The sequence below is a fragment of the Lysinibacillus macroides genome (assembly GCF_001281525.1).
GTDB lineage: Bacteria > Bacillota > Bacilli > Bacillales_A > Planococcaceae > Lysinibacillus > Lysinibacillus macroides.
Genome location: NZ_LGCI01000010.1, coordinates 893,569 through 919,055, shown reverse-complemented (window position 1 = coordinate 919,055; position 25,487 = coordinate 893,569). Strand labels below are relative to the sequence as shown.

The 25,487-nt window shown below is 38.7% G+C and carries 37 protein-coding genes; 29 read left to right on the top strand and 8 right to left on the bottom strand.

Annotation, left to right across the window (positions count from 1 at the left end):
• The 11 genes from ADM90_RS19210 (at position 1) to ADM90_RS19165 (ending at position 6,239) form a co-directional block, all read left to right on the top strand.
• On the top strand, positions 1-381 hold the full coding sequence (locus tag ADM90_RS19210) for a DUF2577 domain-containing protein (protein ID WP_053996732.1): 381 nt from the start codon (positions 1-3) through the stop codon (positions 379-381).
• Positions 378-782 (top strand): DUF2634 domain-containing protein, encoded by a 405-nt coding sequence (locus tag ADM90_RS19205; protein WP_053996515.1) that lies wholly within the window; start codon positions 378-380, stop codon positions 780-782. The genes ADM90_RS19210 and ADM90_RS19205 overlap by 4 nt, the downstream gene beginning before the upstream one ends.
• Positions 782-1,855 carry a baseplate J/gp47 family protein gene (locus tag ADM90_RS19200; protein WP_053996514.1) on the top strand — a complete coding sequence of 358 codons (1,074 nt, stop codon included), beginning with the start codon at positions 782-784 and terminating at the stop codon, positions 1,853-1,855. The genes ADM90_RS19205 and ADM90_RS19200 overlap by 1 nt, the downstream gene beginning before the upstream one ends.
• The gene (locus ADM90_RS19195; RefSeq protein ID WP_053996513.1) at positions 1,848-2,393 is read left to right on the top strand and encodes a putative phage tail protein; all 546 of its coding nucleotides are present in this window, start codon (positions 1,848-1,850) and stop codon (positions 2,391-2,393) included. Before ADM90_RS19200 ends, ADM90_RS19195 begins: the two co-directional genes overlap by 8 nt.
• Entirely contained in the window at positions 2,394-3,734 is a 1,341-nt protein-coding gene (locus ADM90_RS19190; protein WP_053996512.1) for a hypothetical protein, read from the top strand.
• Complete coding sequence (locus ADM90_RS19185) at positions 3,735-4,112, top strand: hypothetical protein (protein WP_053996511.1); 378 nt, start codon at positions 3,735-3,737, stop codon at positions 4,110-4,112. It abuts the gene before it with no gap.
• Complete coding sequence (locus ADM90_RS24745) at positions 4,112-4,270, top strand: hypothetical protein (protein WP_162838612.1); 159 nt, start codon at positions 4,112-4,114, stop codon at positions 4,268-4,270. Before ADM90_RS19185 ends, ADM90_RS24745 begins: the two co-directional genes overlap by 1 nt.
• A 206-nt stretch (positions 4,271-4,476) precedes the next feature.
• A complete protein-coding gene (locus ADM90_RS19180; RefSeq protein WP_053996510.1) occupies positions 4,477-4,956 on the top strand; it encodes a PsbP-related protein in 480 nt (159 codons plus the stop codon).
• A 65-nt stretch (positions 4,957-5,021) separates the two neighbouring features.
• Positions 5,022-5,273: a hemolysin XhlA family protein gene (locus ADM90_RS19175; protein ID WP_053996509.1), complete on the top strand. Its 252-nt coding sequence runs from the start codon at positions 5,022-5,024 to the stop codon at positions 5,271-5,273.
• Positions 5,274-5,286: 13 nt separating this feature from the next.
• Positions 5,287-5,544: a phage holin gene (locus ADM90_RS19170; RefSeq protein ID WP_053996508.1), complete on the top strand. Its 258-nt coding sequence runs from the start codon at positions 5,287-5,289 to the stop codon at positions 5,542-5,544.
• Positions 5,544-6,239: a peptidoglycan recognition protein family protein gene (locus ADM90_RS19165; protein ID WP_053996507.1), complete on the top strand. Its 696-nt coding sequence runs from the start codon at positions 5,544-5,546 to the stop codon at positions 6,237-6,239. Before ADM90_RS19170 ends, ADM90_RS19165 begins: the two co-directional genes overlap by 1 nt.
• A gap of 62 nt (positions 6,240-6,301) precedes the next feature.
• On the opposite strand, the gene ADM90_RS19160 is transcribed toward ADM90_RS19165, so the two are convergent.
• The 3 genes from ADM90_RS19160 to ADM90_RS19150 form a co-directional block, all read right to left on the bottom strand.
• Entirely contained in the window at positions 6,302-6,634 is a 333-nt protein-coding gene (locus tag ADM90_RS19160; protein WP_053996506.1) for a hypothetical protein, read from the bottom strand.
• Positions 6,635-6,756: 122 nt separating this feature from the next.
• Positions 6,757-7,143, bottom strand: coding sequence for a hypothetical protein (locus tag ADM90_RS19155; protein WP_053996505.1), 387 nt, complete (start codon positions 7,141-7,143; stop codon positions 6,757-6,759).
• Between the two features lie 286 nt (positions 7,144-7,429).
• A complete protein-coding gene (locus tag ADM90_RS19150) occupies positions 7,430-8,233 on the bottom strand; it encodes a hypothetical protein (protein ID WP_053996504.1) in 804 nt (267 codons plus the stop codon).
• A gap of 198 nt (positions 8,234-8,431) precedes the next feature.
• On the opposite strand from ADM90_RS19150, the gene ADM90_RS19145 reads away from it, so the two are divergent.
• Positions 8,432-8,704 carry a YolD-like family protein gene (locus tag ADM90_RS19145; RefSeq protein WP_053996503.1) on the top strand — a complete coding sequence of 91 codons (273 nt, stop codon included), beginning with the start codon at positions 8,432-8,434 and terminating at the stop codon, positions 8,702-8,704.
• A 315-nt stretch (positions 8,705-9,019) separates the two neighbouring features.
• Here the strand turns inward: ADM90_RS19145 and ADM90_RS19140 are convergent, their stop codons facing one another.
• Together ADM90_RS19140 and ADM90_RS19135 are read right to left on the bottom strand one after the other, a co-directional pair.
• Positions 9,020-10,240 carry a site-specific integrase gene (locus tag ADM90_RS19140; RefSeq protein ID WP_053996502.1) on the bottom strand — a complete coding sequence of 407 codons (1,221 nt, stop codon included), beginning with the start codon at positions 10,238-10,240 and terminating at the stop codon, positions 9,020-9,022.
• A 60-nt stretch (positions 10,241-10,300) separates the two neighbouring features.
• Complete coding sequence (locus tag ADM90_RS19135; RefSeq protein ID WP_053996501.1) at positions 10,301-10,783, bottom strand: helix-turn-helix domain-containing protein; 483 nt, start codon at positions 10,781-10,783, stop codon at positions 10,301-10,303.
• Positions 10,784-10,967: 184 nt separating this feature from the next.
• Here ADM90_RS19135 and ADM90_RS19130 point away from each other — a divergent pair, with 184 nt between their 5' ends.
• From ADM90_RS19130 to ADM90_RS19060, 15 genes are all read left to right on the top strand, one after another.
• On the top strand, positions 10,968-11,171 hold the full coding sequence (locus ADM90_RS19130) for a helix-turn-helix domain-containing protein (RefSeq protein ID WP_053996500.1): 204 nt from the start codon (positions 10,968-10,970) through the stop codon (positions 11,169-11,171).
• Between the two features lie 2 nt (positions 11,172-11,173).
• Entirely contained in the window at positions 11,174-11,443 is a 270-nt protein-coding gene (locus tag ADM90_RS19125) for a hypothetical protein (RefSeq protein ID WP_053996499.1), read from the top strand.
• Positions 11,444-11,534: 91 nt separating this feature from the next.
• Complete coding sequence (locus tag ADM90_RS19120) at positions 11,535-14,126, top strand: virulence-associated E family protein (protein ID WP_053996498.1); 2,592 nt, start codon at positions 11,535-11,537, stop codon at positions 14,124-14,126.
• A 348-nt stretch (positions 14,127-14,474) separates the two neighbouring features.
• Entirely contained in the window at positions 14,475-14,738 is a 264-nt protein-coding gene (locus ADM90_RS19115; RefSeq protein WP_053996497.1) for a hypothetical protein, read from the top strand.
• Between the two features lie 218 nt (positions 14,739-14,956).
• Entirely contained in the window at positions 14,957-17,494 is a 2,538-nt protein-coding gene (locus tag ADM90_RS19110; RefSeq protein WP_161804093.1) for a tape measure protein, read from the top strand.
• Positions 17,491-18,459 carry an XkdQ/YqbQ family protein gene (locus ADM90_RS19105; protein WP_053996495.1) on the top strand — a complete coding sequence of 323 codons (969 nt, stop codon included), beginning with the start codon at positions 17,491-17,493 and terminating at the stop codon, positions 18,457-18,459. Before ADM90_RS19110 ends, ADM90_RS19105 begins: the two co-directional genes overlap by 4 nt.
• Positions 18,460-18,693: a hypothetical protein gene (locus ADM90_RS19100; protein WP_053996494.1), complete on the top strand. Its 234-nt coding sequence runs from the start codon at positions 18,460-18,462 to the stop codon at positions 18,691-18,693.
• 2 nt (positions 18,694-18,695) lie between these two features.
• Positions 18,696-19,025, top strand: a complete 330-nt coding sequence (locus tag ADM90_RS19095; protein WP_053996493.1) for a hypothetical protein — start codon at positions 18,696-18,698, stop codon at positions 19,023-19,025.
• 172 nt (positions 19,026-19,197) lie between these two features.
• The gene (locus ADM90_RS19090; protein WP_053996492.1) at positions 19,198-19,512 is read left to right on the top strand and encodes a hypothetical protein; all 315 of its coding nucleotides are present in this window, start codon (positions 19,198-19,200) and stop codon (positions 19,510-19,512) included.
• Between the two features lie 13 nt (positions 19,513-19,525).
• Entirely contained in the window at positions 19,526-20,242 is a 717-nt protein-coding gene (locus ADM90_RS19085; protein WP_053996491.1) for a hypothetical protein, read from the top strand.
• A gap of 63 nt (positions 20,243-20,305) precedes the next feature.
• Positions 20,306-20,689: a hypothetical protein gene (locus tag ADM90_RS19080; protein WP_053996490.1), complete on the top strand. Its 384-nt coding sequence runs from the start codon at positions 20,306-20,308 to the stop codon at positions 20,687-20,689.
• Between the two features lie 18 nt (positions 20,690-20,707).
• Positions 20,708-21,124 (top strand): hypothetical protein, encoded by a 417-nt coding sequence (locus ADM90_RS19075; RefSeq protein WP_053996489.1) that lies wholly within the window; start codon positions 20,708-20,710, stop codon positions 21,122-21,124.
• Positions 21,125-21,278: 154 nt separating this feature from the next.
• A complete protein-coding gene (locus tag ADM90_RS19070; protein WP_268766651.1) occupies positions 21,279-22,031 on the top strand; it encodes a Rha family transcriptional regulator in 753 nt (250 codons plus the stop codon).
• A 13-nt stretch (positions 22,032-22,044) separates the two neighbouring features.
• On the top strand, positions 22,045-22,239 hold the full coding sequence (locus ADM90_RS19065; RefSeq protein ID WP_053996487.1) for a hypothetical protein: 195 nt from the start codon (positions 22,045-22,047) through the stop codon (positions 22,237-22,239).
• A 20-nt stretch (positions 22,240-22,259) separates the two neighbouring features.
• Entirely contained in the window at positions 22,260-22,454 is a 195-nt protein-coding gene (locus tag ADM90_RS19060; RefSeq protein WP_053996486.1) for a hypothetical protein, read from the top strand.
• Between the two features lie 179 nt (positions 22,455-22,633).
• Here the strand turns inward: ADM90_RS19060 and ADM90_RS19055 are convergent, their stop codons facing one another.
• The gene (locus ADM90_RS19055; RefSeq protein ID WP_053996485.1) at positions 22,634-23,155 is read right to left on the bottom strand and encodes a type II toxin-antitoxin system PemK/MazF family toxin; all 522 of its coding nucleotides are present in this window, start codon (positions 23,153-23,155) and stop codon (positions 22,634-22,636) included.
• 18 nt (positions 23,156-23,173) lie between these two features.
• A complete protein-coding gene (locus ADM90_RS19050; protein WP_053996484.1) occupies positions 23,174-23,389 on the bottom strand; it encodes a helix-turn-helix domain-containing protein in 216 nt (71 codons plus the stop codon).
• Positions 23,390-23,609: 220 nt separating this feature from the next.
• Between ADM90_RS19050 and ADM90_RS19045 the strand changes: the two genes are divergently transcribed.
• Both ADM90_RS19045 and ADM90_RS19040 read left to right on the top strand, forming a co-directional pair.
• Positions 23,610-24,026: a hypothetical protein gene (locus ADM90_RS19045; protein ID WP_053996483.1), complete on the top strand. Its 417-nt coding sequence runs from the start codon at positions 23,610-23,612 to the stop codon at positions 24,024-24,026.
• 41 nt (positions 24,027-24,067) lie between these two features.
• Positions 24,068-24,358 (top strand): hypothetical protein, encoded by a 291-nt coding sequence (locus tag ADM90_RS19040; protein ID WP_053996482.1) that lies wholly within the window; start codon positions 24,068-24,070, stop codon positions 24,356-24,358.
• Between the two features lie 246 nt (positions 24,359-24,604).
• Here the strand turns inward: ADM90_RS19040 and rpsD are convergent, their stop codons facing one another.
• Entirely contained in the window at positions 24,605-25,207 is a 603-nt protein-coding gene (rpsD, locus tag ADM90_RS19035) for a 30S ribosomal protein S4 (RefSeq protein ID WP_053996481.1), read from the bottom strand.
• Between the last annotated feature and the right edge of the window lie 280 nt (positions 25,208-25,487).

Genomic DNA, 25,487 nt, shown 5'->3' with positions numbered 1-25,487 from the left:
ATGGAGGATATATTAACAGAGTTCCAGCGAATAGTGTTAGGGGTCATTAATGCTCAAAAGCTTTCTACAGTCGTCTATGGCACTGTCATAAGCATTAGCCCATTAGAGATTCAACTTGACCAAAAGTTGACTTTAAAGGAGGAACAATTGAAGTTAACCCGTGCTGTGATGGATTATGAAGTGGAAATGACAGTCGAGCATGTAACAGAAAATCGTGCTGGCGGATCTGGGGACGATGCTTTTGCTTCCCATAATCATGATTACAAAGGGAGAAAGAAATTTCTAATCCATAACGCTCTAATTGTTGGGGATAAGGTTACAATGATTCGCACACATGGAGGGCAACAGTATATTATTATCGACAAAGAGGTGGTTGAATGATTCCGCAAATCGAAAACGATGAGCTGATGCTGGATTTTGAGGAAGTTATTGAGCCAACGAAGAATTACAAATTAATCTATGCAAAAGATCGCTGTGTTGGCTATATTGACGAACTAGAAGCCATGAAACAAGCGATTTTTTTAATGCTTTCCGTTGAGCGGTATGACCATATTATTTATTCATGGAATTTTGGCGCTGAGTTTAAGGACTTGTTCGGCAAGCCTGTTTCGTATGTAGCAAGCGAGGTGAAGCGGCGCATACGGGATGCCTTGTTACAAGATGATCGCATCAATGAAGTGGATTCATTTGTGGTCACTACACGCAAAAGTAAAGTACATGTTGAGTACACAGCGCACACGATATACGGTGATATTACAGCATCGAAGGAGGTGGACTACTGATGCTTAATTTAGATACAACCTATGAAGATTTAATGGCTCAAAAGCTTGCTGGCGTGGATAATTCTTTAGATAAACGCGAGGGGACTTCCATGATTTTTAATGCGACGGCTGCCAATAGTGTAGAAACTGTACAGATGCTCATGACTTTGAAGCATTTTATAGATCTTGTGTTCGCGGATACAGCTCCAAGAGAATACCTAATTCGCCGTGCTGCAGAACGAGGATTAAAGCCACGGCCAGCAACTTTTGCAAAACGTAAAGGGTTATTTAATATGGATATACCAATCGGCAGCCGCTTCAGTTTAGATGAGTTAAATTATGAAGTCATTGAACGTATTTCGTTTGGTCAATTTATATTGCAATGTGAAACGGCAGGTAATGTTGGCAATTTATTTTCTGGCCAGTTGATACCGATTGATTATATCAATGGCTTGCAAACGGCTTTTTTAACAGATGTTTTAATTCCAGGGGATGATGAAGAAAGTACAGAAGCTTTTCGTAAGCGCTACTTTGATTCATTTGATTCGCAGGCATTTGGAGGAAACCGTGCTGACTATAAGGAAAAGGTTGGTTCTCTGCCTGGTGTCGGTGGTGTCCGAGTATACAGGGCATGGAATGGTGGTGGTACAGTAAAACTTGTCATTATCAATTCTTTGTATGAGAAACCTACCCAAACGTTAGTAGATGATGTGCAAGAAGCGGTAGACCCGTTAGATCAGACAGGTGAGGGAATTGGTACAGCCCCCATTGACCATGAAGTTACCGTTTTTGGTGTAAATGAGTCAGTGGTCCATGTAGCTACGGACATCACTTATCAAACGGGTTGGGATTGGGCTGCTATTGAGAATACAGCTCGAACAGTTGTAACAGATTATTTTCGCGAATTGGCAGCAGAATGGGCACATAGTGATGATGATAATGCGGGGCTGGTTGTACGTATCTCACAAATTGAGACAAGGCTGCTAGGCGTGGCAGGTGTGCTTGATATTAAAGATACTCGGTTAAATGGCGCACAATCCAATTTGATAGTAGCAAGAGAAAATATCCCGAAATTAGGTGATATGAGTGGCTAAAGAGGTAGATATTGTTCAATATTGGCCACCAGTATTGTATGACATTAAAGAAATGCTTGCCATAGCAAAAGCCGAAAATCCTGTACTATCAGCTTTGTGGGATTTAATTGAAAGGACGCTGGATGATCAATTTGTTATCACAACATCAAAGGATGGAGCCACTAGATATGAACAAATGTTACATCTACATCCTGCCGATAACGACACAATTGAAACACGCCGCTTCCGGATCTTAACGCGTTACCAGGAGCAACCGCCTTTCACAGAAGAGGTTTTAATTCGTTTGTTAAACAGTCTGCTAGGTGATGATTCCTACGAGCTGACGATTAATAAAGCCGATAAAACATTAGATATAAAATTAGAATTAACTGTACGAAATCAATTCAATGCAGCCAGGGATTTACTCGAGCGTATTGTGCCGCAAAATATGGAACTGACCGTGAGGCTACGTTATATCCAACACAGTGTATTACATGATTATCGACATATAGATTTACGACCATTCACACATGATGAAATAAGAAACGGGGTGATGTAATTGGTAACAAGAACACCAAATTACAATATGATTAAACCTGATCAAACAGATTTTTATAATGTAGAAGATTTTAATAGTAACGTGGATATTATCGACGCTGAACTAAAGCGCATCAGTGATGCGATTGGCAGTGGCGAAGCAGGAGATAACATTCTCGTACGTTTGAATAATCTCGAAACAAAAGTCGGCAACTTGAATAATCTCGAAACCACACAAAAAACTAATTTAGTGGCTGCTATCAATGAGGTACGGCAGAGTGTAATAACGCATATCAACGACGCCAGTAAGCATATGCGTGCTGGGGATGTTGCTAAGATTGATGGTGCGTGGCAAAAAGGTGTTTATAATGATGCGGATATTACAAATTTATCATCAACAACAGTAGAAAAAGTGTGGCCTTTTTGGTACGAATGGCAAGATGTTGCGAGTGTAGAGACATTGGTGATACAAATACCTACTGAACATTTTTGGGGGTCAATTGAGTTAGTTTTAACATCGGTTTATTCTCAAAGTAATGCTGGTGGAGGAGCACATGTAATTTACCATTTAGGAGCGGCTGATGGCACACAGTATGTAAATGAAAAAACAATCGTTAGTATATCTAGTGCTTTTGCTTATCAATTCCACGTCGGGGATGCGGTAAGGGAAACATCACCAAATAGGTTTTATATCCCTATAACAAAGCGAGCAACTGGGAAAAACCCTCTTAACGTACGTCTAAAAATTAATTCGACGCAAGGAGGTGCATACAATATTGTCAATAATGTGGTACTTCAAAAAACTGGACAAATAATTGCAAATATACCAATCCAAAAATCAAGAGCCGATGAAGTATATGATCTGCTTTTTACATCTGTAAGTAATGGTAAAGCCCAAGTCGCAAACGCCATTACTGGTAAAGGTGTGCCAACAGCCACCAATGCAGAGTTTGCGACGATGGCGGCAAATATTAGCGCCATCCAAACATTCAAATACCGTGAACAAAATTTTACACGTAGCGTTGGCTCAGCTCTTCGTCACGAAGTAGAATTTTTATTCGATGCTGGGTTCCCGATAAAGAATGCTGTTATTTTTTGTCCAATTATTTTTTTTAATAATAGTACAGCAAACTCTGGTGTAACTTTGGGGTTTATGCCAAATTCATCAAGTTACACCAGAGCAGGTGGGTCGACCAGTAATGGTTTTGTTTTGTGTGATGTAAGTCCCTATTTTCATAGCAACCCGAATTTTGGCACAGTTATTGATGGCAATTATCTTCGTATAAGATTAACTTTTTATAGTAACACTGATATATCAGCACAAACACTAAGCATTTTGGTACAAGCATGGGGGGTGATGTAAGTGGAAGTTATCAATTGGTATAAAAATGGCAGACGTATATATTTCTTGAAGCAAAACGGTCAAGTTATTTACGATTCTGGCGAAGGGGAAGGAACTGTTGAAATTGAACAGTCCTTTGATTCAGACTATGAAAATATTTTTGTATTAAATGAACACAGCAAAAATGATATTGATTTCATTGACCTCGAATATGGTCAGTATCATGAAGAATTTACTAACTGTGTGTACTATCAAGTAAATCCAATCAACAAAAATGTACAATTTGCTTTTCGGAATGAGAGTGAATCTGCATTGAAACTACCGTTAGAAAAGCGAGTAGAGGAATTAGAAAATGCATTGTTGTTAGTAGTGGATAAACTAAATGGAGGGATTTTATAATGGTCAATCAAGTAGTAGTACGTATTGCAGCGGAGCGTATTTTAGCAGGTGGGCTTAATCCCAAAACTGGACAAACATATGTCTTAGACGACATCACAAATGAAGTTTATCGTCAAGCAGTCGAGGATTACATCTTAACAGCTACTGAAGGTGTATAATAAATAATCTTTCTACCAATCCTGTAAGTAAGGAGTGGGGAAGGTGGAAAATAGGTTTTTCATTGGAGTTTTTAACGGCTTACTATTAAGCATCTACTTTAAAACGCAAGCAGAAGCTTAGCGTTATTTTTATTGTCATATTTAGAAGGTTTACGCTGTTTTCTGTAGAATAAATAAATGAAAACAATAAAAAATGGAGAGTAAAAATGCTTAAGAAATTTTTGTCTTTTATTTTTATCATTACCTTTCTTGTTGCATGTAACGACGATGAAATCAAAATTAAAAGTGCTGAGTGGGAAACATACCTTAATTCAAAATATGGTTTTTCAGTGAACTATCCGCCTGACTGGCATATTGGAGAAGAGTCAGATAATGAAGATGGTATTAATTTGTATGTTGGAAATCCAGATGTACGTATTCTCACCTACGCAGCACACTATATGGAGGAGATATCTGACCCTTATGAAAGTGCTAAAAATTATGGATTCGATATTCAAAGAATAACTTTGGATAATGGTAAGAGTGCAGATCTTATACTAGGAAATTTAGATGAAAAGGTACATTATGAATTAGTCTTTATCGACAATGATGTTATTTATAATATAAATGCAGAAGTATCAAAATCATTTTTTGAAAAAAATGAAGATATACTACTTAAAGTTATAAAAAGTTTAGATACACTATAGCACTCTCAGTTGAGGGTGCTTTTTATAATCCCAAGCGCTTGGGAATTGGGAAAAGGATGTGTCGCATGGAAAATCAAAATGAAATCTTAGCAGAAATTAGAGAGCGTGTAGTACGGGTAGAAACTAAGGTTGACACGATTACACAAACTACCGAAAAAATCGATGCTGTCAAAGATACAGCAGTTAAAGCACGTGACATGGCAAGTAGTGCTCACAAGCGTATCGACAAAATTGATAAGTGGATGTATGCAATTGGCAGTACGCTTATTCTAGCAATTGTCACGGCTGTATTAAGCTTGATCTTTATTAATCAATAGGAGGAAAATACAGATGAAGATTAATTGGAAAGTACGTTTGAAACATAAGCCATTTTTAGTGGCTACCTTTGCATTACTACTATTATTAGTACAACAAGTATCAGCACTATTTGGATATGACACAACAATTTATAACAAGCGAGTAACAGAGTTATTTAACACTGTGCTCGCTTTTTTAGTGCTCATTGGGGTAGTGGTTGACCCTACAACCAATGGTACTAATGATAGCTCTCAGGCATTAAAATATGACAAACCAAAGGATGATGAGTAATGGTTTACACATTCAAACAAAATTTGTTGCCTTCAAGCAAATATTCAATTAAAGCACCGTACGCAATGACACCACAATATATCACAGTACACAATACGGCTAACGATGCTCCGGCAGTAAACGAGATTAAGTATATGCTCAGTAATAACAACCAGGTATCGTATCATGTTGCTGTAGACGATAAAGAGGTTATCCAAGCCATCCCATTCACACGCAATGCTTGGCATTGTGGAGATGGCGGAGGTAGTAGTGATCCGAATGCACTAAAGAAAGGTAATCGCATTTCTATCGGAGTAGAGATTTGCTACAGTAAAAGTGGTGGGTCACGATACCTAGCAGCAGAGGCGAATGCTGTACAATACATTGCTAAACTATTAAAGCAATTTGGTTGGGGGATTGAAAGAATTAGAAAACACCAAGATTGGAACGGCAAATACTGTCCACATCGTATTTTGAGTGAAGGGCGTTGGGAAAGCTTCTTGAAGCGCATAGAGGAAACTATGAAATCAAAGGAGGAAGTAAAAGTGGCATCAACTACAGAAGCGAAAGTTATGCTCAATGATAGTAAATCAGTTCCTGCTATTATTAAAGATGGTAGAACATATGTACAAGTCCGTGAGTTAGCTGACCTTTTAGGGTTAAAGATTGTATATAACAACGAGAGCAAAACCACAAAATTGTATACAGTAAAATGACACAACAAAGCCCAGGTACTCAATTAATTATGAGCCTGGGCTTTTTTAGATAATAAAGAATTCTATTTTAAAGGGAGTCCAAATCCTAAAAATGAAGCAATAGTCAGAATAGAACCCACAGAACCTAATAAAGTGTTTAATTTTTCTAGTGGTTTCTTAGCTTTCTCTTTATCTCCACTTTTTAAATGAGTTTGAAGAAGGTCAAAATGTGGTTCAGCTATTTCTCTTTTATCTTCCGAAAGTTTTTTAATTTCTTCATTGATTTGCTTCAGTGCAGTTGCTATATCCTCATCAGTTTTAGCAACCCCTTGGTTTAAAGTACCATTATTCTCAAGGTTAAAGTTACCATTGTTATTTCCAAAAGTAAAACCGCTGTATTTACTAGATTCGTTCATATAAGCATCTCCTGTATTTATTATAATGTTTACATTCCCAACCTTCGATACTTCTTCTAATAAACCTTCTCTCTTTAATATAGGTATTATTTCTTTTAAACTTAAAGGTTTATTATAAGCTTCTAAACTAACATTAGTTCTCTTTTTAAAGGCTTTTTTTTTGAAAAGCTCTCTCTATAACCGTCATCTAATTCAATTATTGGTATTGCATCCAAAGGATCAAAGTTATTTTCAGTACCGCAATACAAACAAGTAACTTCAGGATCGAAAAAATCATTCTTATTAACTGTTAAAATGCTTCTACAACATTCTTCACAAAGAAATTCATGTTTAATTTTTAGGGCTTCTTGTTCTTCTAATTCTTCCAGTTTATTTATAACTACACCGAGAGGTAATTCAGTCATTTTCGCAATATAACTTGGGTAAAATTTCTTCACTTGACTAACCGCAATTGTTTCAAGTGCTTCATTAAAAATTTTATTTACTTCCCATGGTTTAATATCACGCATAAATTTCACCCTCTCAGTTAGTTAATTAAAAGATTTTTTCTCTAATATAATCTAATACGTGTTCAGACGCAAATACGTTGAATTTAAATGTTTTTGATTTTACACCAATTCGAATCGAATAAACTTGCACAACGCCACTTTCAGCATGCTCAAACAATATAGAACCTTTTTGCTTTGCAAGATAAGGCTCTAAATAATCGTATAAAGGTAGTCCTCTAAGTTCTCGAATACTTCCTAAACCTATCGTTTCAAGACCACTTAAAAGTAGTAAAGTGAATGGAGTAGTTTAAATACCGGTAATATCTTCACTATTTAAATTTTCTTCTAGTAGGGTTAATTCGCCATTATTATAATATTCGTCAATGGCAGATAGTATGCTCACAATTGATTGGCCTTGAGTTTCTTCAAAACTTTCTACCAAACCTTCTGGTCTCCCTATAGCATCAATTAATTGGCCTTGTAATGCGTCAGCTAATAATTCTAAGTCACCATTGTAGCTTTCTAAAAAATCAAACTGTTTAAAGTCATATGTTTCGTTCAAAATTGCAGCTAATCCAGAAATAACTTTTTTTGCTGATGTAGAACTTGCTCTTACTTCGATTATTCCCTTAACTTCATCAATATAAACTGTAGTAATTTCGTGTTTAATGTATTCTCTTCTGTCAGCTAAATAATAGTCAACGCTTACACCTGTTCTATGAATGAATCGAAGAAGATATTTAGAAGGTCCATCAATTTCGGTAGCAGCAATTATAGATGGTTCATTAGGAATTTCTGTACTGTTTGGAGTAATTACCTCTTCAAATGGATTAAACGGCATGTTTTGGATAATATTTTGTTTAAGCCCAACTAAACCCTCCTCGTTTGTAGTACGATACCATGCTAAAGAAATTGCCCCTGCAAAGATATTTTTGTAAATTTTTTCAAGTGTACTTCCTTCGATTTGTCCAAATGATGACCATACTCTATTTGTTAATTCATTGACATTTCCTGTTGATTCTAACGTCAGATCATTACATATGTCCTTTAAAATACTTTTACTTAATCTATTCAGGTCTTGAGGAAAAATTAATGACTTCAAAGTATTCATAGTAAACCTCCGGTAATATTTAGTTTCTATGAAATTATATCCCAAAAACTATACAAATAGTATGATAATAAATTGTTCAGTTTAGTAAAAATTATCGAAAAAGGTAAAAAGGAGAATAAATAATATCTTGAAAGATAGAGAACGTTAGTTCTATAATATATACAAACAAACGTTCTTTTTAAAGAAAGGAAGATCAAGATGGCTAAAAAAGAAATTGCATCAAAGAAAAAGGAACCTAAACATCCATCTCGTGATGAGTTTGAGCTAGAAGAACTTGCCGCCACATTAACAGAAGCAATGGAGGAGGAAGTATATAAAACCTTTTCCGTTTATAAACATGATGAACCATTGAGCGGTATGGTTATAAAAATGGATGCGAACACTAAATTGATTCATATTAAAGATAAATTTATGAATGTTCACAAGATACATTTCCTTGATATTTTGAATGTATCCTTAGTAGAGGGTTAAGTATAAAGGTCACTCATCATATCGACAATGAGTGGCCTTTTAGTTGTATTGTAAAAGGGACATACATCTGCCCGAAATAAATTATATCATTTTAAGTGCCCCCACCAAGCCCCCAATTTAAATTAGAAATAATCATTAATTGTTATAGCTAGAGATTTACTTAAAACATGAAAAAACCCCGAAACTAAAGGGTTTTCCTTGTTTCGAGGTTTTATAAAATCGTTGATTAACAGACCAAAAAAATTAACGAGAGTAGTACTCTACAAGCCTTTGAAATGTAGTTGTATCAAGTGTTTGAGTAGTGCCCTTATAGCTTTATGCCCTAGAAGTTGCCCTATTGGCATCTAAACTGTTACTAAATACCGCTACTGATTCCTGCTCTAATTCCTTTAAAACATGACCATAAATTTCATAAATCATAGCAGGCGTGTTACCCAATCGCTCGGCAATAACCTTAACATTTTGACCATTATTTAAAAGGATAGTAGCGTGTGTGTGACGTAAACCGTGGAGCGTACATTTCGGAATAACTTTTTCCTTGCCGTTCTCTTCAACAATATTAACTAGCCCTGCTGCTTCAAGTACACGTCGTAGCATGTATAGCAAACCACTGTCAGTAATCGGCTCCGCAGTTTGGTAAGAAATAAACACGAAAGAATTTTCAGAATAACGTATACCAAAAGCGAGCATGATCTGTTTACACCATGTTTGATATTTTTTTAGTTGAGCCATAACAAGCTCGTCAACTAAAATAGTGCGGTAACTGTTTTTAGTCTTTGGTGGTCTTGCTCCCTTATTGTCACGAGTTCGCTCAACAGTAATCGTATTATTTTTGAAGTCAATGTTTTTCCATTGGAGTCCACAAGCCTCTCCTCTACGCATACCTGTATAAGCAATTGTAAGAAGGAAGCTATAATTCGTGATGTGCTCGGTCTGTTTCGCAGTTTCAAGCATAAGCTTAAGCTCGGCAGGCGTAAGGTAGTTTTCAATTTCTTCAACCTCATGCTCTTCATTCGTTGTGAAAGATACTTTCGTAAAACGATTCCGTTGTAAAATCTCTTCTTCAACTGCTGCATTAATCGCTATTTTAAATAAGTTATGAAGTAATTTTACTGTGCTCGACTTGTATGTTTTTTCTAATTCTCGAATATATACTTTCTGATAAGTTAACCGATCTAGCTTTTGGAGCTTATAATGACCTAGTAATGGCTTCATATTTAATCGAATAGCCATTTCCCGTTGTTTCCGTGTAGTTGCTTTCCATTTATGAGCATTTGTTTCGTACCAAGTATCTAGCCATTGTGATATAGTTAAGTTATCATTTTCAATAAGTTTTGTTTCACCACGCAGCATTGTAGCCTTTAATTCTAAAAGGGCTTTCAGTGCTGCTTTTTCTGTTTTAAAGCCAATTTTTTTCTTTTCTTTTTGCTTGCCCGTTATTTCATCCGTATAGCGATAACGGTACATAAAGCACTTTTCTTTAGCAGCATTAAAATAATAATAAATGTGCTGCTCTTTAGTTTTATGCAGTTCCATTATTGTATCGTCCCTTCATGCTTGGCGGCGTGTACAAGGTCAGATAAGGTTGGAACGCATTTACTTTTTATCTTGATACTCCGGGAAAAGTATCTCTAACATTTTGAGAATCCTTTTACGGTCTTGCTCGGTTAATTTGTGACCGTTATACCTTGGTGCTATTTTTTCATTCCATAAAGTTTCTTCACTGAGTAATTTTTTTAAATCCGAAGTTTTTTGTAAATCCTCTACCTTTTTCCGTAATTCAATTACGCTTAATTCATTATCTCCTCCGAAATCTTCATAAAGTTGTTTCATACTCTCATTTTTAGCTAATTCGTGATAGCCTGCTGCGTCAAGCAAACCTGCATAAGTAACGTTTCCCATTGCCTCGGATAACTTTTTCAGTAGCTCCGGGGAAGGTGGGTTTTTTCGTTTACCCGTTTCGATTTGAGATAAGTAAGGATTTGAATAGCCTATTAAATCTCCTAATTGAGACAAGGTGAGACCAATCTCTTCCCTAGCATTCTTTAGGAAAACGCCAAAATTTTTCGCATCGTTCATAAAGTTTCTCCCTTTTACTATTATTTTTGATAATTGTACTACTTTACTAACAATTAGTACAGTTTTAAATATTTTAGTTTACAATACATTGTTTTTAGTAAGAATTGTTTTATAATTCACTAACAGTTAGTAAGAAATTATATTTTATTGCTAACTATCAGTTATAAGTAAAGGAGGAATTAATTTGACAAGCGTAACCGTAACAACCCAAAAAGTCATTACTTTAACTGTTGCAGAGGTTTCAAGTTTGCTAGGAGTATCAACGGCAACGATTTATAAAATGGTTCGTGATGGCGAGGTGCCGCACTTTAAAGTACGTGGAAAAATCTTATTTAACCGTGATGTTATTGAGGCATGGACTCGTGGCGAACAGAACGGAGGTGTTTAGGAGTGATCGCGTCAAAAATTGAAATTCAAATTGATGAAAAAGCCATTCAAGAAAAGTTTGAGCAAAAAATTGAGGATACTTTAGCAGCTCAAATTTGGTTTTGCGACGTCGAGCGTTTGAGTTTATTAACGGGAATGTCGAAGCGTTTTTTGGAGGAGAACATACTAAATCATCCTTACATGAAAGCAATTGAACGTAAAAAAAGCCGTAAGCGATTCTACAAGGCTTCCGACGCTTTAAATGTAATAGACGAGATTACTAGAGAATGGTAGCCCAAAAAGGACAAAAAAAATACACGGCTTGGCGGCGTGTACAAGGATTGCAGATATATGTTTTGCAGTTTATTGAAAGGAGGATAAAACCTTGATTAATAACAATAGTATACCAAAGGAAAATAGTTCATTCAAGAACTTTAAATACGACGGTACGCTTCACGTAGCTACTGCCCAAAGCAGGAAGGCGACAACTTGGAAAAACACTGAAATGCTTTGGTCGGACTTCGCCAAAAAAGTTAGTCAAACAACTCGTACGCCGGAAACGGTTGCGGAATATAAAGCTTTAACGAAGGCAACTCAAGACGAGATCAAAGACGTTGGCGGATTCGTTTTTGGGAGCTTGAAAGGCGGAAAACGAAAGGCGGACTCGGTGGCTTGGAGGCAAGCTCTTACGCTTGACGCAGACTTCATTAAAGGCGACTTTTGGGACGGCGTTTCACTTGTATTCGACAACTCTTGTTTAGTTTATTCGACGCATAAGCATTCAAGCTCGACTCCTCGTTTACGATTAATCATTCCTTTAGCTCGACCGGTTTCGCCGGAGGAGTACGTTGCAGTAAGTAAAAAAGTTGCGGAGCAGTTCGGAATTGACTTCTTTGACGATACAACTTATCAACCGCACCGTTTAATGTATTGGCCTTCAACAAGTGCCGACGGTGAATACTTCTTCGAGTACCAGGACGCAGAATGGTTAAATCCGGACGACATTCTTTCTTTATATAATGATTGGCGTGATCCGCACGAATGGCCGGAGTCAAGCAGGCAGCAAGAAAGCCGTAAGAAAATGGCAGACAAGCAAGGAAACCCTTTAGAGAAGCCGGGAATGGTTGGAGCATTTTGCCGTACTTACACAATTGAAGAAGCAATCGAAACTTTCTTATCGGATAAGTACGAGACGGCAGGGGCAGGACGTTATACATACGTTCACGGCTCAACAACGGGCGGACTTATTCTTTACGAGGACGGGCTTTTCGCTTATTCACATCATGGGACGGACCCGGTAAGCGGTCAACTTGTGAATAGTTTCGACCTTGTACGCTTGCACTTATTCCATGAGCTAGACGAGGACTCGAAGGAAGGGACGCCGGTCAATCGAAAACCTTCTCAAGTGGCGTTCATTGAATGGTTGAATTCTTGTAAAGAAGAACGATGTCAAAAGGTAAGGTTAGAACTTAAGAAATCCAATCTAAATACGTCGGCTTTTGACGATTTTGAAGATTTACCAAATGATGATGACGCTTTGTCTAGTATGGATAAGCTGCTCAATGATTTAAGTTGTAACAAAAAAGGGCAAGTCGAACCTACAACTTCGAACATAGAACGAATTATTAAAACTTTGTACAGTCACGCTTTTAGATTTGATGAATTTAGTAATCGAGCTATAAGGGTGGCAAATGTCCCCTGGCGACAAAATCAACAGTTACAATCCAACCAATTTGTTCAGTGGACTGATGAGGATTCGAATTTTTTACTATTAGAGATTGAAAAGCTTTTTGATATTAGTCTGCCGTTCTCGAAGGGGCTTCTTGTAATAGATAAGTTAATTCAAGAACAAACATTTCATCCTATAAAAGACATTATTTTAAGTAAACCTTGGGACGGCATACAGAGGGCGGAGAGCTTGTTCATTCATTATATGGGTGCAGAAGACTGCCAATACGTGCGATTAGCAACAAAACATTTTTTAACTGGTTTATTGAAGAGGTTATGGGAGCCAGGTTGTAAATTCGACGAGGCTTTGATTCTCGTAGGGAAACAAGGTGCAGGAAAGTCTTTAATTGCTTCTAAGCTTGCAATAAAAGACAAATGGCATACAGATAGTCTGACATCATTTGATACTAAAAAAGCAGCCGAGATTCTTGAGTCCAAATGGATAATTGAGCTAGGGGAACTTGCAGCTTTACGAAAATCAGAAATTGAAGAAGTAAAACGCTTCATTACCTCGCAAGTTGATAGTTACAGAGGGGCTTATTCACGTAAAGCAAAAGACGTACCTCGTAGTTGTGGATTTATCGGAACTACTAATGAAAGTGAGTTTTTGTCAGATGGGACGGGAAATCGACGTTTCATACCCATAGTCTGTGATGAAAGTAAACGGATAAAGCACCCTGGTGATTTAACAATAGATGATGTTCAACAAGTTTGGGCGGAAGTCTATGAAAATTGGTTAAAGTCTAATCTATTGAAGCCTCACTTTATGAGTAAGGAATTGAAAGAGTTAGCAGAAGAGCAGCAACGCCAGCATACTATGACGGATTCACGCCTCACAGATGTACTCTTCTATCTCAATAAACCAAGACCAATAGATTTTGATTCTAACGCATTTTGGACTAAAGAAAAGCGTATTGCGTGGATAAATCACATAAATGGCAGTGCAGAGGGTAACTATAATGATCTTTCGAGTGAGGAGCGTTATGAATGGTACAAAAATAATCATGATTATGTGCCTTATTCCGAATTTGAAGATTTTAAAGAATTAGTTATTCCGACTCGTATAAGCTCTCAAGAAATTATGTTTGAAGCACTTGGATTAGACTCGAAATCTCGAATCAGTCCTTATGAAGCCCGTGAAATCACAAAATTAATTCGCCAAACGGGATGGATTCAGGAGAGCTCTCAAGCCAAAAAACGAACGAAAGCATATGGACAAGTGAAAATATTCTCACGCCCTACGCATTAAAAAACTGCACTGAATTAGGTGGGAACTTACTCGCACTAGAAATAAGTTCCCGCTCTTAGAAAATTGGGAACACGGGAACACGTAAAAATTATAAGTTCCCGTATAAGTTCCCACCTTTGAATACAGTAATATCAACGATTCACAGTGTATTGGGAACATGGGAACTTATAAACTTATAAATTTATATTTATTAAGATTAGGCAAGATATACGCTACCTATACCGCCTAAATCGTATAAATAAAGTTTTGAAAGGGTTATAAGTTCCCACCTTAAAAAGACTAGAAAAATTTGTACTTGGGAAATTGCAAACGCCGGTGACGCCTCGCCCTATAAAAGGAGCGAAAACTATGAAAAAAACATTCAAACATAAAACAATAAGCCATCTTTCAATAGAACAAGGAGAGTTCCACCTTAACTTTACATGTCCTTGCTGCCGAACTTTAAATAGTTTACGAGTAGGCAGTAAGGCGATCAACGGCGTTAAGGATTGCGCTCACTGTAAAGAGCCGGTATTCGTTATGCTTCAGCAAAATGACCTACTTTTCCCTTTACTTTTCAACCGTGCTAAAGCTGAAAAGTTCATAACGAAAATGCGAAAGAAATCGGCTTAAATTAAAGCTACTCATGAACGCAGCGATTGCAGCCATTAAATAGCTTCGAATTTTAATTTAAGGAAGGTGAGAATATGTCAGAAGTAGATACAAGGCTCTCCATGCACGACGGCGTTACCGGTCCTTTGATGAATGTTATCAATTCCATGAATAACACCATTCGAGTAATGGAGCAACTTCACAATGCAAGCAGTAATGTAGAAAGTACTATGCGAACTATGACTAGCACTCAAAGCCATATTCGAGTAAACGACACGGCCGTCAATAGTGCCGGTGCAAATGTCCAAGAGCTCATGAATGATTTGAGTCGACTCCGGACTAATACGGATATGCAGCTCGAAGTCGACGCAACATTGAATACGAGAGCTTTACAATCGGCTCAAAATGTTATCAATCAGAATTTAAGCAGACTTCGAGAGCTCTCTACCATGATTGACGTGGACGTTAACACGCAAGACCTCGAGCGTATGCAAGACCTAATGCAACAAGCCGAGTATCGCCTTTCTGCATTGGACGCAAGAGCTCAATTCGATATGGAGTTTGATACGGCTTCAATCGAACGAACGGAGCAGCTTATCCGAGATTTAACGGGAGAGGTCGACCGTTTAGAGCGATCCGCTAACAATGCAGAGGGCGACGTTGACGACTTGGGCGAAGAAATTGAGCAGGTAGGGAACGCAAGCCAACAAGCCGGAGGGAAAGTTTCAAGCTTCTTCAAGATGTTTGCAGCAGCAGCCGGAGCCTATCTTTCCATTCAAGCTTTAACGAATGGTATGAAAAGTTTTATTGCAGCAGCTGACAACGCAACCAATATTGAGGCTCGTCTTAACCTCATTAATGACGGTATGCAAACGACGGCAGAGCTTCAAGAAAGAATTTTCGCTTCCGCCCAGGCAACGGGAGGCTCTTATACGGCTACGGCAGACGCCGTCGGAAAATTAGCGGCTCAAGCCGGGGCAGCGTTTAGCTCCAATGACGAGATTATAGCCTTTACGGAACAGTTGAATAAAACCTTCTCCATTGCAGGGACAAGCGTTATCGGCGTTGAGTCGGCCATGCTTCAATTAACGCAAGCAATGGCAGCAGGTAAGCTCCAAGGTGAAGAGTTGAACGCCATTTTAGACAACGCCCAACCGATTGTACAGAACATTGCGGACTATATGGGTGTACCCGTTGGCTCCATTAAGAAGCTCGCTTCCGAGGGGCAAATTACGGCGGACATTATTAAAAATTCCATGTTTGCAGCAGCAGAAGAAACAAACCGTAAATTCGCTGAAATGCCTATGACGTTTGGGCAGCAAATGCAAATTATGAAGGATAAAGGGCTTCGAGCTTTAGAGCCTCTATTCGGTCGATTCAATGACTTTGTGAACTCGGACGCCTTCACCGTTATGTCCAATAACATTATGGCAGGCGTAAACGTAGGTATTGCAGGCTTAACCATGTTATTTGATGTAGTTGAGTGGGGCTACGGCATGGTTTCAAGCGGAGCTCAATTTATTGCCGATACATGGGGCATACTTGGACCGATTTTCTTAACGGCAGCAGCTGCATTAACGGCATACATGACCGTACTAGCAGTTTATCGAGGTATCGCCATGGCAACGGTTGCTATTGAGGGTATTCGTGCAGCAGCTTTAGCGATTACCGGGGCTTACATGATGTTTGCAACGGGAGCTACTTTTGCACAAACGGCGGCTCAATGGGGACTTAATGCAGCTATTTGGGCTTTCCCAGGTACTTGGATTTTAGCGGCTTTCATTATTGCGATTGTGGCGGTTATCACGGCTCTCATTATTTGGGGAGAGCAAACGGCAACGGTTATTAGCTTTATTGTGGGGCTCTTTGCGGCTCTATTCACTTACATTTATAACAATGTAGCGAACGTAGCGAATTTCTTCCTTTCGTTTGCCGAGTTTTTAATCAATCTTTTCATTGATCCGGTTTACGCCATTAAAAAGCTTTTCTACGATATGGCTCAAATGGTTATGAACAATATGGCTGCTATGGGTATGCAAATTGACTCGGTAGCTAATGCAATCGGAAATGCCTTTGTTTCCGGTGCCAATATGGCAATTGGAGCAATCAATTGGATTGTGGACGCCCTTAATCAAATTCCTGGAATCGATTTAGGAAAGGTCGGAAAGCTTTCCATGAGTGGCTCAAGCGTCGGCAATAAAATTGCGAATATGGCGTCTAGCCTCGAAGCCCCAACAAGCGATAGAGGCGTTGTAAGCCTACCTCGAATGGAGCTAGGCAATTACATGGATAACGTCAATAGTGCTATGGATTGGGCTTACTCGGGCACTATGGCCGTGAGCGACTCACTTAATGGCTTGGTTGATAAAGTGCAAGGGCTTATTCCGAAAAAGAACGGACAAGAGCAGCCAGGAGCTTCACCGGGGCTTGATATGGAGAGCCTTCTAGGAAATGTACCGGCATTTAATGCGGACGGCTTGGACGGTGCCTCTAAAGGTGCAGGAGGGAAAGGCTCGAGCAATCCAACGGGCGGTAAGCTTGATAAAATCGGAAAAATCGAGGACGAGATTAACATTGCAGACGAGGACCTTGAGCTATTTAAAGAAATGGCTACGAGAGAAGCTATTCGTCAAGTGCAGGTTACCTTGAATCCTACGGTTAGACTTGAAGGCACTACGATTAATAATGATGTGGACGTACATGATGTTATCGCTAAAATTGAAAATTCAATCAGTGAAGAGGTAGCACGTTCGGCTCAAGGAGTGTATTCACAATGAGTTTAGAGATTTTACTAGATAACCGGGACGGAAATGTTTTAGAAATGCCTGTTAGCAGCGTGAATTTTAAAACTTCAAGGATAGCAAAAGCTAGTGTTCTTGAAGCCGTCTTTATCATAGAGGAGCCGTTGAAGTACCCAATTAAAAAAGGGGCAGTTATTCGAGTAAAGCACGGCTCAACGGGTATTTTTTACGGCTACGTGTTTGAATCAGTTATTAACGAGAGCTCCGAGTTGAAAGTGAAGGCTTACGACGAACTTCGTTACTTGATGTATAAAGACACTTTTGTTTTGAAAGCCATGACGGCGACGGCAGCGATAAAGTATATAGCCGGACTTGCAGGAGCTAAAATAGGAGCTTTTGAAGATACCGGCTATGTTGTACCGGCTAAAGTGGAGGACGATAAAAACGCTTTTGACGTGGTGTGCCAATATTTAGACGCAACTTTAATTGCGAATAATAGACTCTTCGTTCTCCGTGATGAATTTGGCAGCTTAATTTTGAAACGGATTGACCAACTTTTGATTGATCCGTCCGCTTGGTATTTAGGCGAAGAGAGCCTCATGTATGGCTTTGAGTTTACGGAGTCCATTGATAAGGACACCTATAACCGAATTAAGCTCGTTAAAGACGACGAGGAAACTTCGAAACGTAAGGTCTATATAGCTCAAGATTCTAGCAATATCGCAAAGTGGGGGCAGCTCCAATACTTCAAAAAAGTTGACGAGAACATGACGGACGCTCAAATTAAAGCGTCACTTGAAGCCCTGCTTGCGGTAAAAAATCAAGCTACGAAGGACCTTTCAATTAAATGTTTAGGGCATTGGGGCGTTAAAGCCGGCAATATGATTTACGTTGTTATTGAGAAAATCGGCGTTCGTGAAGCTTTTTTAGTAGAGGAGTGTACGCATGATTGGGACGGCGGCGTTCACACAATGGACCTTAAATTGAAAGTGGTGAGCTAATTGAGTAAAAAATGTGAAGCGTGTGGTCTTTATCTAACGGATCATAACACCCGTAAAATGATAGGTGAAACAAAGCAATTACTGTTATGTGTTAGTTGCTATGACGGCGTTAAGGACCTTGTAGGAAAGCCTCGAGAAGTTGTAAAGCAGGAGCTTGAGCGATTAAAAGGTGTGCCTCCTAAAAAGAGTCGACTTCAATCAATCAAAAAATGGTTTAAAGAAAAGGGGCGTTGATTATGTTTGTGGACACGCATTATAAAGATGCTGAAAATTTTATTAACCATGTTTTAAATATGCTTCCGAAGCACCCAAAGGAAAAAGATTTACGCCGTGCAATTGACCAATTGGACTACTCTAAAAACCTTTGGCAGAAGCAAATTTTTGATGATTTACACAAGCTAGGGAAGCCTTTAAAAGCTGAATTTGCAAGCACATATTCGAAAAAGCAGTTAACCGAATTAACAGAGAAGCTTTATTTGGAAAAATGTTTGTATCAACTTAAATATCTCGTTCACTTAAATATCGGTTTGCTTGATGTACAAATTAGGGGACGTCGGGACGCTTAAGCGTTGCATTAAATGGGCGTTGCGTTGCATAGTAGAAAACTTCATTTTGTCCCATGCTTTAAAGCGTGAGAGCCCTTGAGGTATAAGCTATTGTGCAACGCAAGCACCCTTGCATACCCTAACATTCGACGCAACGCTACAAAACCAACTCGGAAAGAGGTGCTCGGGCATTATGAAGGCACAACGGGACGGGCGAGGTCGTTTTTTACCAGGTAATACAGAGTCAATCGGAAATAAAGGAAACACTCACCCAAAATACGGCAACCAAAACGCTAGAAAGCACGGCTTCTTTTCAAAAGTTGTGCACGGGCAACGTATCGAAGGCGACGATTTAATATTGACCGCTTACCACAAAGGTGTAGCGATCCGTTTCCTTAAAGGCGAGTGGGAGCTTTTGGAGGACGGTTTCATTATTATCGGACCAAAAGCCGAAGCAGCTTCACATTTACTCGGCCTACCATTAAAAAAAGTAAAAATTCATTCATAAAGGAGAGAGCGAAATGCGTTCATATCGAGAAGGCAATGCTTATTTAGACAGTGTTAAAGGAGCTATCGTCAAATATAAAGAGGTGTACAAGCCAGGAGAAGCTTATAAGAAAATGCAAGAGGCTTCGGAGCACGTAAACGCTCAATTAAAGTATTGGCAGGAGGAGCAACAAGCAGAAATTAAGGCTCTTCAAGAAAAGCTTGCAGCAGCTAAACCAAAGAAAAACCGTACTATTTCGGCGGAAGAGGTTGCAGTATTAACGTACAAGGCGAACATTTTAAAGAGCCGTATTTCACAAGCAAAGGGCAATAGTGCAGCTTTGGAAAATCTAAAAGGTGAGATTTTAGCTTCGGGCGATACTCAAATGCTTCAAGCTTTCATGGATAACCTTCACGAATTTACAGAGCTTGCAATGGAAGGGAAGCCGTCTGCTAATGATAGCGATAACGCTCAAAGCCAACATGCTATGAATATGCGAAATTACCGTAGCTTCTTAAGTGGTTTACAACAAGCGGCGGAAAAAGAGCTTTTAACGGACGCAGACAAGGCCTATCGTGAGCTAGAGCAAGAAACGACTAAAGCTCTTGGGGCAATTTCTGCTCAATTCATGGCTTTAGAGCGAAATACAAAAGACCTTCAAGCAGCAATTACTAAAGAATCGTGGGGCAGCGATCACGGGCAACCGAGTGCAGGCTCTACGCCTCAAGAATCTCAATCACTTTGGAGCTAGTTGTTTATGGGGGAGAGGCTTCGAGTCTTTCCCCTCTCATTTTGCTTATTGGGAGGCAGGGCTATGGAATTTCACTATCCAACTAATGAAGAGTTGACCGAGCTTTTTACCGTTCAATTAAAAGAGGCTCGTAACATTTTAAAAGGCTCGACGAAAGCTCCTCAATTAGGTGAGCAGCAACGCTTTTTACAAGTTGTAGAGGCTCAAAAGGTATGCCGTAAAGCCGTAAATGTATTCAAGCTAATACAAGGGCGTATGGAGCTTTGGGACGAAGTAGAGCTATACAATTACCTCATTCGTGACGGTCAATCAACCAACGCCCTATTTATCAGAGTAGCCGAATGTTTGGGAAAGCTGCCGTACTATTTAATTTTTGAACTAGAGCGAGAGCCAAAGCCTAAACCTGCAATAGATATTTCCGCTAGGTTGCAGCAAAGAGGGAAATAGGAAAGCGAGGACCTTACTATGTACGATTATGAAGAAATGACACGTTATTTATTCACGGATCAGAGGCTAAAAGCGATTGAGGAGCATTATGCGAGCCGTCGCATGGAGTTGGACTCGAAAATTAAATACGCTCATTCCATTTTTGACTCAAAGCTAGGTAAGATTTATAAAGCGACTCCGGACCTGGAAAAACACGTTATTGCCTTGGAAGAGCTTGAGGCTAAATATAAGCATGACAAGCGAATTGTTGAAAAAGATAAGGAAATTTTTAAAGAGGCCCTTTCCCTGCTCTATCCAAAAGAGCGTAAGGCTTACCACAAATGGAAGCAAAGCGGCTTTGTAATGGATAGGGAGGTAGCTCCGGTTTTAGCAGCTTGCTTGAATCATGTCATTACGGAAAAGAATTGGCGAAGAAAAACACTATGTGCTATATGAGTTAAAGGGACGTACCTGCTAAATGAAGGGCGTCCTTTAGCAGTTTGTGCAGGATATTTTGTAATAGGGTAGAAGTAAGTAAGTAGAGAGGAGGCTACCACAAAATTGTGGGCACGTATTATATGAATCGAATATCTCATAGCTCCAATCTTTATTGACTATTATAGGAGAGCTGAAAATTCAGCCGTCCTCTTACTTTAGCAGTTTAGAAGTTGCAGAGATGGTTGGACGTGAACATAAAGAAGTTTTGCGTGACATCCGCAATGTTATTAGCCATTTAGGAGGACAGACCAAAATTGAGCAGTCCTATTTCATTGAAACATCTTACACAAACAGTCAAAACAAACAACAACCTTGCTACCAATTAACGAAAAAAGGTTGTGAGCTTTACGCTACTCGCATGACCGGCGAAAAGGGTACGCAGTTCGCCGTAGCTTACATTGAACGCTTCAACGCAATGGAGCGGCAACTCAAGCAGTTCCCAACAACGCCAAACATTGAACAGTTTGAAATGCACTTGATCGGCATGAAATACTCGGCTGACATTTTACGAGTGGACGAGCCTTCTAAAATACGAATGCTTACGGACGTACACAAGGCTCATGGCGTACCGACCAATCATTTACCGCAGTATGTTGAGGAAGAGTTGAAAAAGTCGCTCACGGAGCTGTTGAAAGCTCACGACGTACCTTTAACGGCAGCCAAAGCAAATACCAAACTCATTGAATTAGGCTTACTTGAAATTAAAGAGCGACCGAGTACAAAAGGCGGTCTACGAGAGTTCAAATCTTTAACGGAAGCAGGACGATATTACGGCGATAACGCTATTAGTCCTCGCAACCCAAAAGAAACGCAACCTCTCTACTATCCTTCTAAATTTAGCGAACTGCTAAAGCTATTAATCTAGGAGCGTGAAGGCAATGTCAAAACTATTCTATACGACGCATGAAGTCAAAGAAATTTTAGGTTTAGGCTCTTTACGAACAGCTCAAGCGAGAGTGCAGGCGTTAAACGAGGAGCTTAAAAAGCAAGGCTATTGGACGGAGCGAGGCAAGATTCCGATTGCCTTCTTCCATGAAAAATACCCATACATTGAAAAGCTTAATCAAGAATAAACAGTATGAGGAGTGGTGTTATGTACGATAAGAAAGTATTTCCCATTGATCCGGAGCTAGTGAAAATGCATTCAAGATTACCCGTTTTATTGGCCGAGCTTTCTCATAAGAATGAGGAGGCAGCTCTTGAGCTTTTACGAGCTTGGGGAGAGCATACAAAGCCAATAAGGCAATTATATAAAGAGATTAACAAGTATTTAAACGAAGAAAAATGAATTGAACAAGACAAAAGCACCTACTCAATTATGAACGGGTGCTTTTGTTTTTGGTCGTGTGACCGTATAAAATTAAAGACCGCAATCAAGGAAACCTTGAAGGGTAGTATTAGTATGCTTACTTCTATTACATCTTAAACAAAATTAAAGTAAATGTCAATAGGCGTAACTGTTCGGAGTTATTCCATTAATTTTTTCTTCATGCTTGACCCTAAAAATCGTGCTACCATTTTATTGTCAATTTCGTCTAGCTGCTCATTTGTCAGTCGGTGAATAGTGCTCGGTTGAATCCGCATTTTACTAATCGTTGTAATCTGTCCTAGTAATGCCTCTACTTTGTTATCGTTCAAGCTTTCAATGACGCCTAAATCCGCATCTAGCTTATGTACTGTTTGCCCTTCTTTTACAGATGAAAGAGGCACAACAACGACGGATTTTGCTCGAGCACTGTCTTTATGTAGAATGACGGCTTTATGATGTCCGCCATATTCCGCCCCGATATTAAATCCGAAATCAACTTCTACAACCATACCTCGCTTATATACGAGATGTTTCGAATAATCGTAAGTTTCTTCATTGCGTAAATAATCGTTATGGCGATCTAACCAATGAATGAAAATTCGTTGCTTCTTGACTTGGAATGATTGGACGATAGTTTTCAAATCTTCTAATTTTTCTTTTAGTGTATCAAGTATTGTCATAAGCCCACCCCGTAACTATTAAATTTTTTCTCCTTCTTCTAATACAAAATATGATTCAAAGCCTACATTTAAAGCAGCGGCAATTTCTTGTAACTCTTTCTCGGAGAAATTATCTCGCTTCATTTTATTGTGTAAGTTTTGGCGAGTTTGGCCTAATGCATCGGCTAGATCACTCATTGACATATTCTTTCTGCCGAGAATTATTTTGATTTTTTCACTAGTAGTTAGTTCCATAATAACACCTTCCTTTTTATTGATTATAACACTAAACGCTTTACTAAATATACTAAAAAGTGAATATGTAAAATAAATAGTTTACAAAGTACATTTTGAAGTGTACAATAAAACCAATTAATAATAGCAACTGTGCCAAAAACGACTTGCGATATGTCGGACTGCTTCATAAAACGAGAAAAGTGTAGCACGTTGTTAATTAAAGATAGGGGGTAGAGTTATGGAAGTCAAAGAGTTACTTACTCAAATTCAGCAGCAGTACAATGCTTGGAAACTTGAGCGGGATCAAGAGGAAATAGTTACAGATATTTCAGATGTGCAACAATTCTTAGCTGCGTATATGTACGATTATGTTATTGAATTTGTGAAGGACGTAAAAAACCTTCAATCATTTACGGTCGGCATTTACGAGTTAGAAAAACAATTTTCGTTAGGAGTATCGTTAAGCAGGTATAAATCAATATTTGAGTATTTAGACCTATTAGAAGAGCCGTTTAGAACGGGCCGACTATCTGCTCTTATGAGTGAAATGGAGCGAGAATTTAATATTCCTATGCTAAATAATGAGCAGTTTAATCGTGAAAATATTGGAGTAATGGAGCTGTATTGGAGTATTTCATCGGATAGAGATTTATAAATATAGTTTAAACAAATAACAATTAAAGGAGAATTATATTAATGAATGCAGTAGAACATAAAGACGTAAATGAAGTAATTACAGAACTTGAGAACAGTATTGATAATTTGAAGGTTTATAGTGCTGATTTAGGTGCAGTACAGATTGCAGTAGAACGTATCGCTGCTAAAATGGATCAGTCGCTAGAAGAAGGTTTCTTTGACCGTTGCATTATGGCGAAATCGGCATTTGAAGAGTTACAAAATGATATGCGTGTAGTGGAACGTGCCCTAAAGGGTGTAAATGTGGATATTCAAAGAACGACGAAAGAGATGTTACAAGAAATCCGATAAGACGATTATGCCCCGTAGTTCATTCTTTGGGGCTTTTTATTTGGCTTGAGTATCTGACCTTGTGCACCGCCGCCAAGCGTATTTTGTCTTGCCCTAAATATGCCCTAGTATTGCCCTAATTGTGCCCTAATGAAAAGGTTTTTAATGCATTTTAATGCAAAGTTAATAAAACGAAAAAAGCCTAGTAAACATTGATTTAACAACGTTTCTAGGCTTTTTCTAATCACTCTTTACAGAGCAATTTTATTAACGAGAGTAGTACTCTACGATGAATGCTTCGTTGATTTCAGCTGATAATTCAGAACGCTCTGGAAGGCGAGTGAATGTGCCTTCTTTTTTGTCAGCGTCAAATGCTAAGTAGTCAGGTACGAAGTTGTTTACTTCGATTGCTTCTGCTACAGCAGTAAGGTTTTGAGATTTTTCACGAAGAGAAATCGTTTGACCTGGTTTTACGCTGTATGATGGAATATCAACGCGTTTGCCATCTACTAAAACATGACCATGGTTTACTAATTGACGAGCGCCACGACGAGTACGAGCTAAACCTAAACGGTAAACCAAGTTGTCAAGGCGTGTTTCAAGAAGGATCATAAAGTTTTCACCATGAACACCTTTCATTTTACCAGCACGGTTGAATAGTGTACGGAATTGACGTTCATTCATACCATACATATGGCGAAGTTTTTGCTTTTCTTGAAGTTGTAAACCGTATTCTGATAATTTTTTACGTTGGTTTGGACCGTGTTGACCTGGTGCATAAGGGCGTTTTTCGATTTCTTTACCTGTACCGCTTAGTGAGATACCAAGACGACGTGATAATTTCCAAGATGGACCTGTATAACGAGACATATTGTTGTCTCCTCCTTTAAATTTGGTTTTTTTGTTGTAAAACAAAAACCAGTAGTACCCATTCTTATACGCATTTTATTTTCATGTATTTTCGCCTATGCAGCCGTTAGGTTACGCAATACACCATCTATTTTTATCTTGCTGTCTTTCAAATAGAGGAATAAAATACAATTATAAGCTTATACCACTGCTGCGTTTATTTTACACAACCTCCATTGTAACTGTTTAGGATACGTCCGTCAATTATTAGAATTAATATTTTTAAAACATACATAGTAAA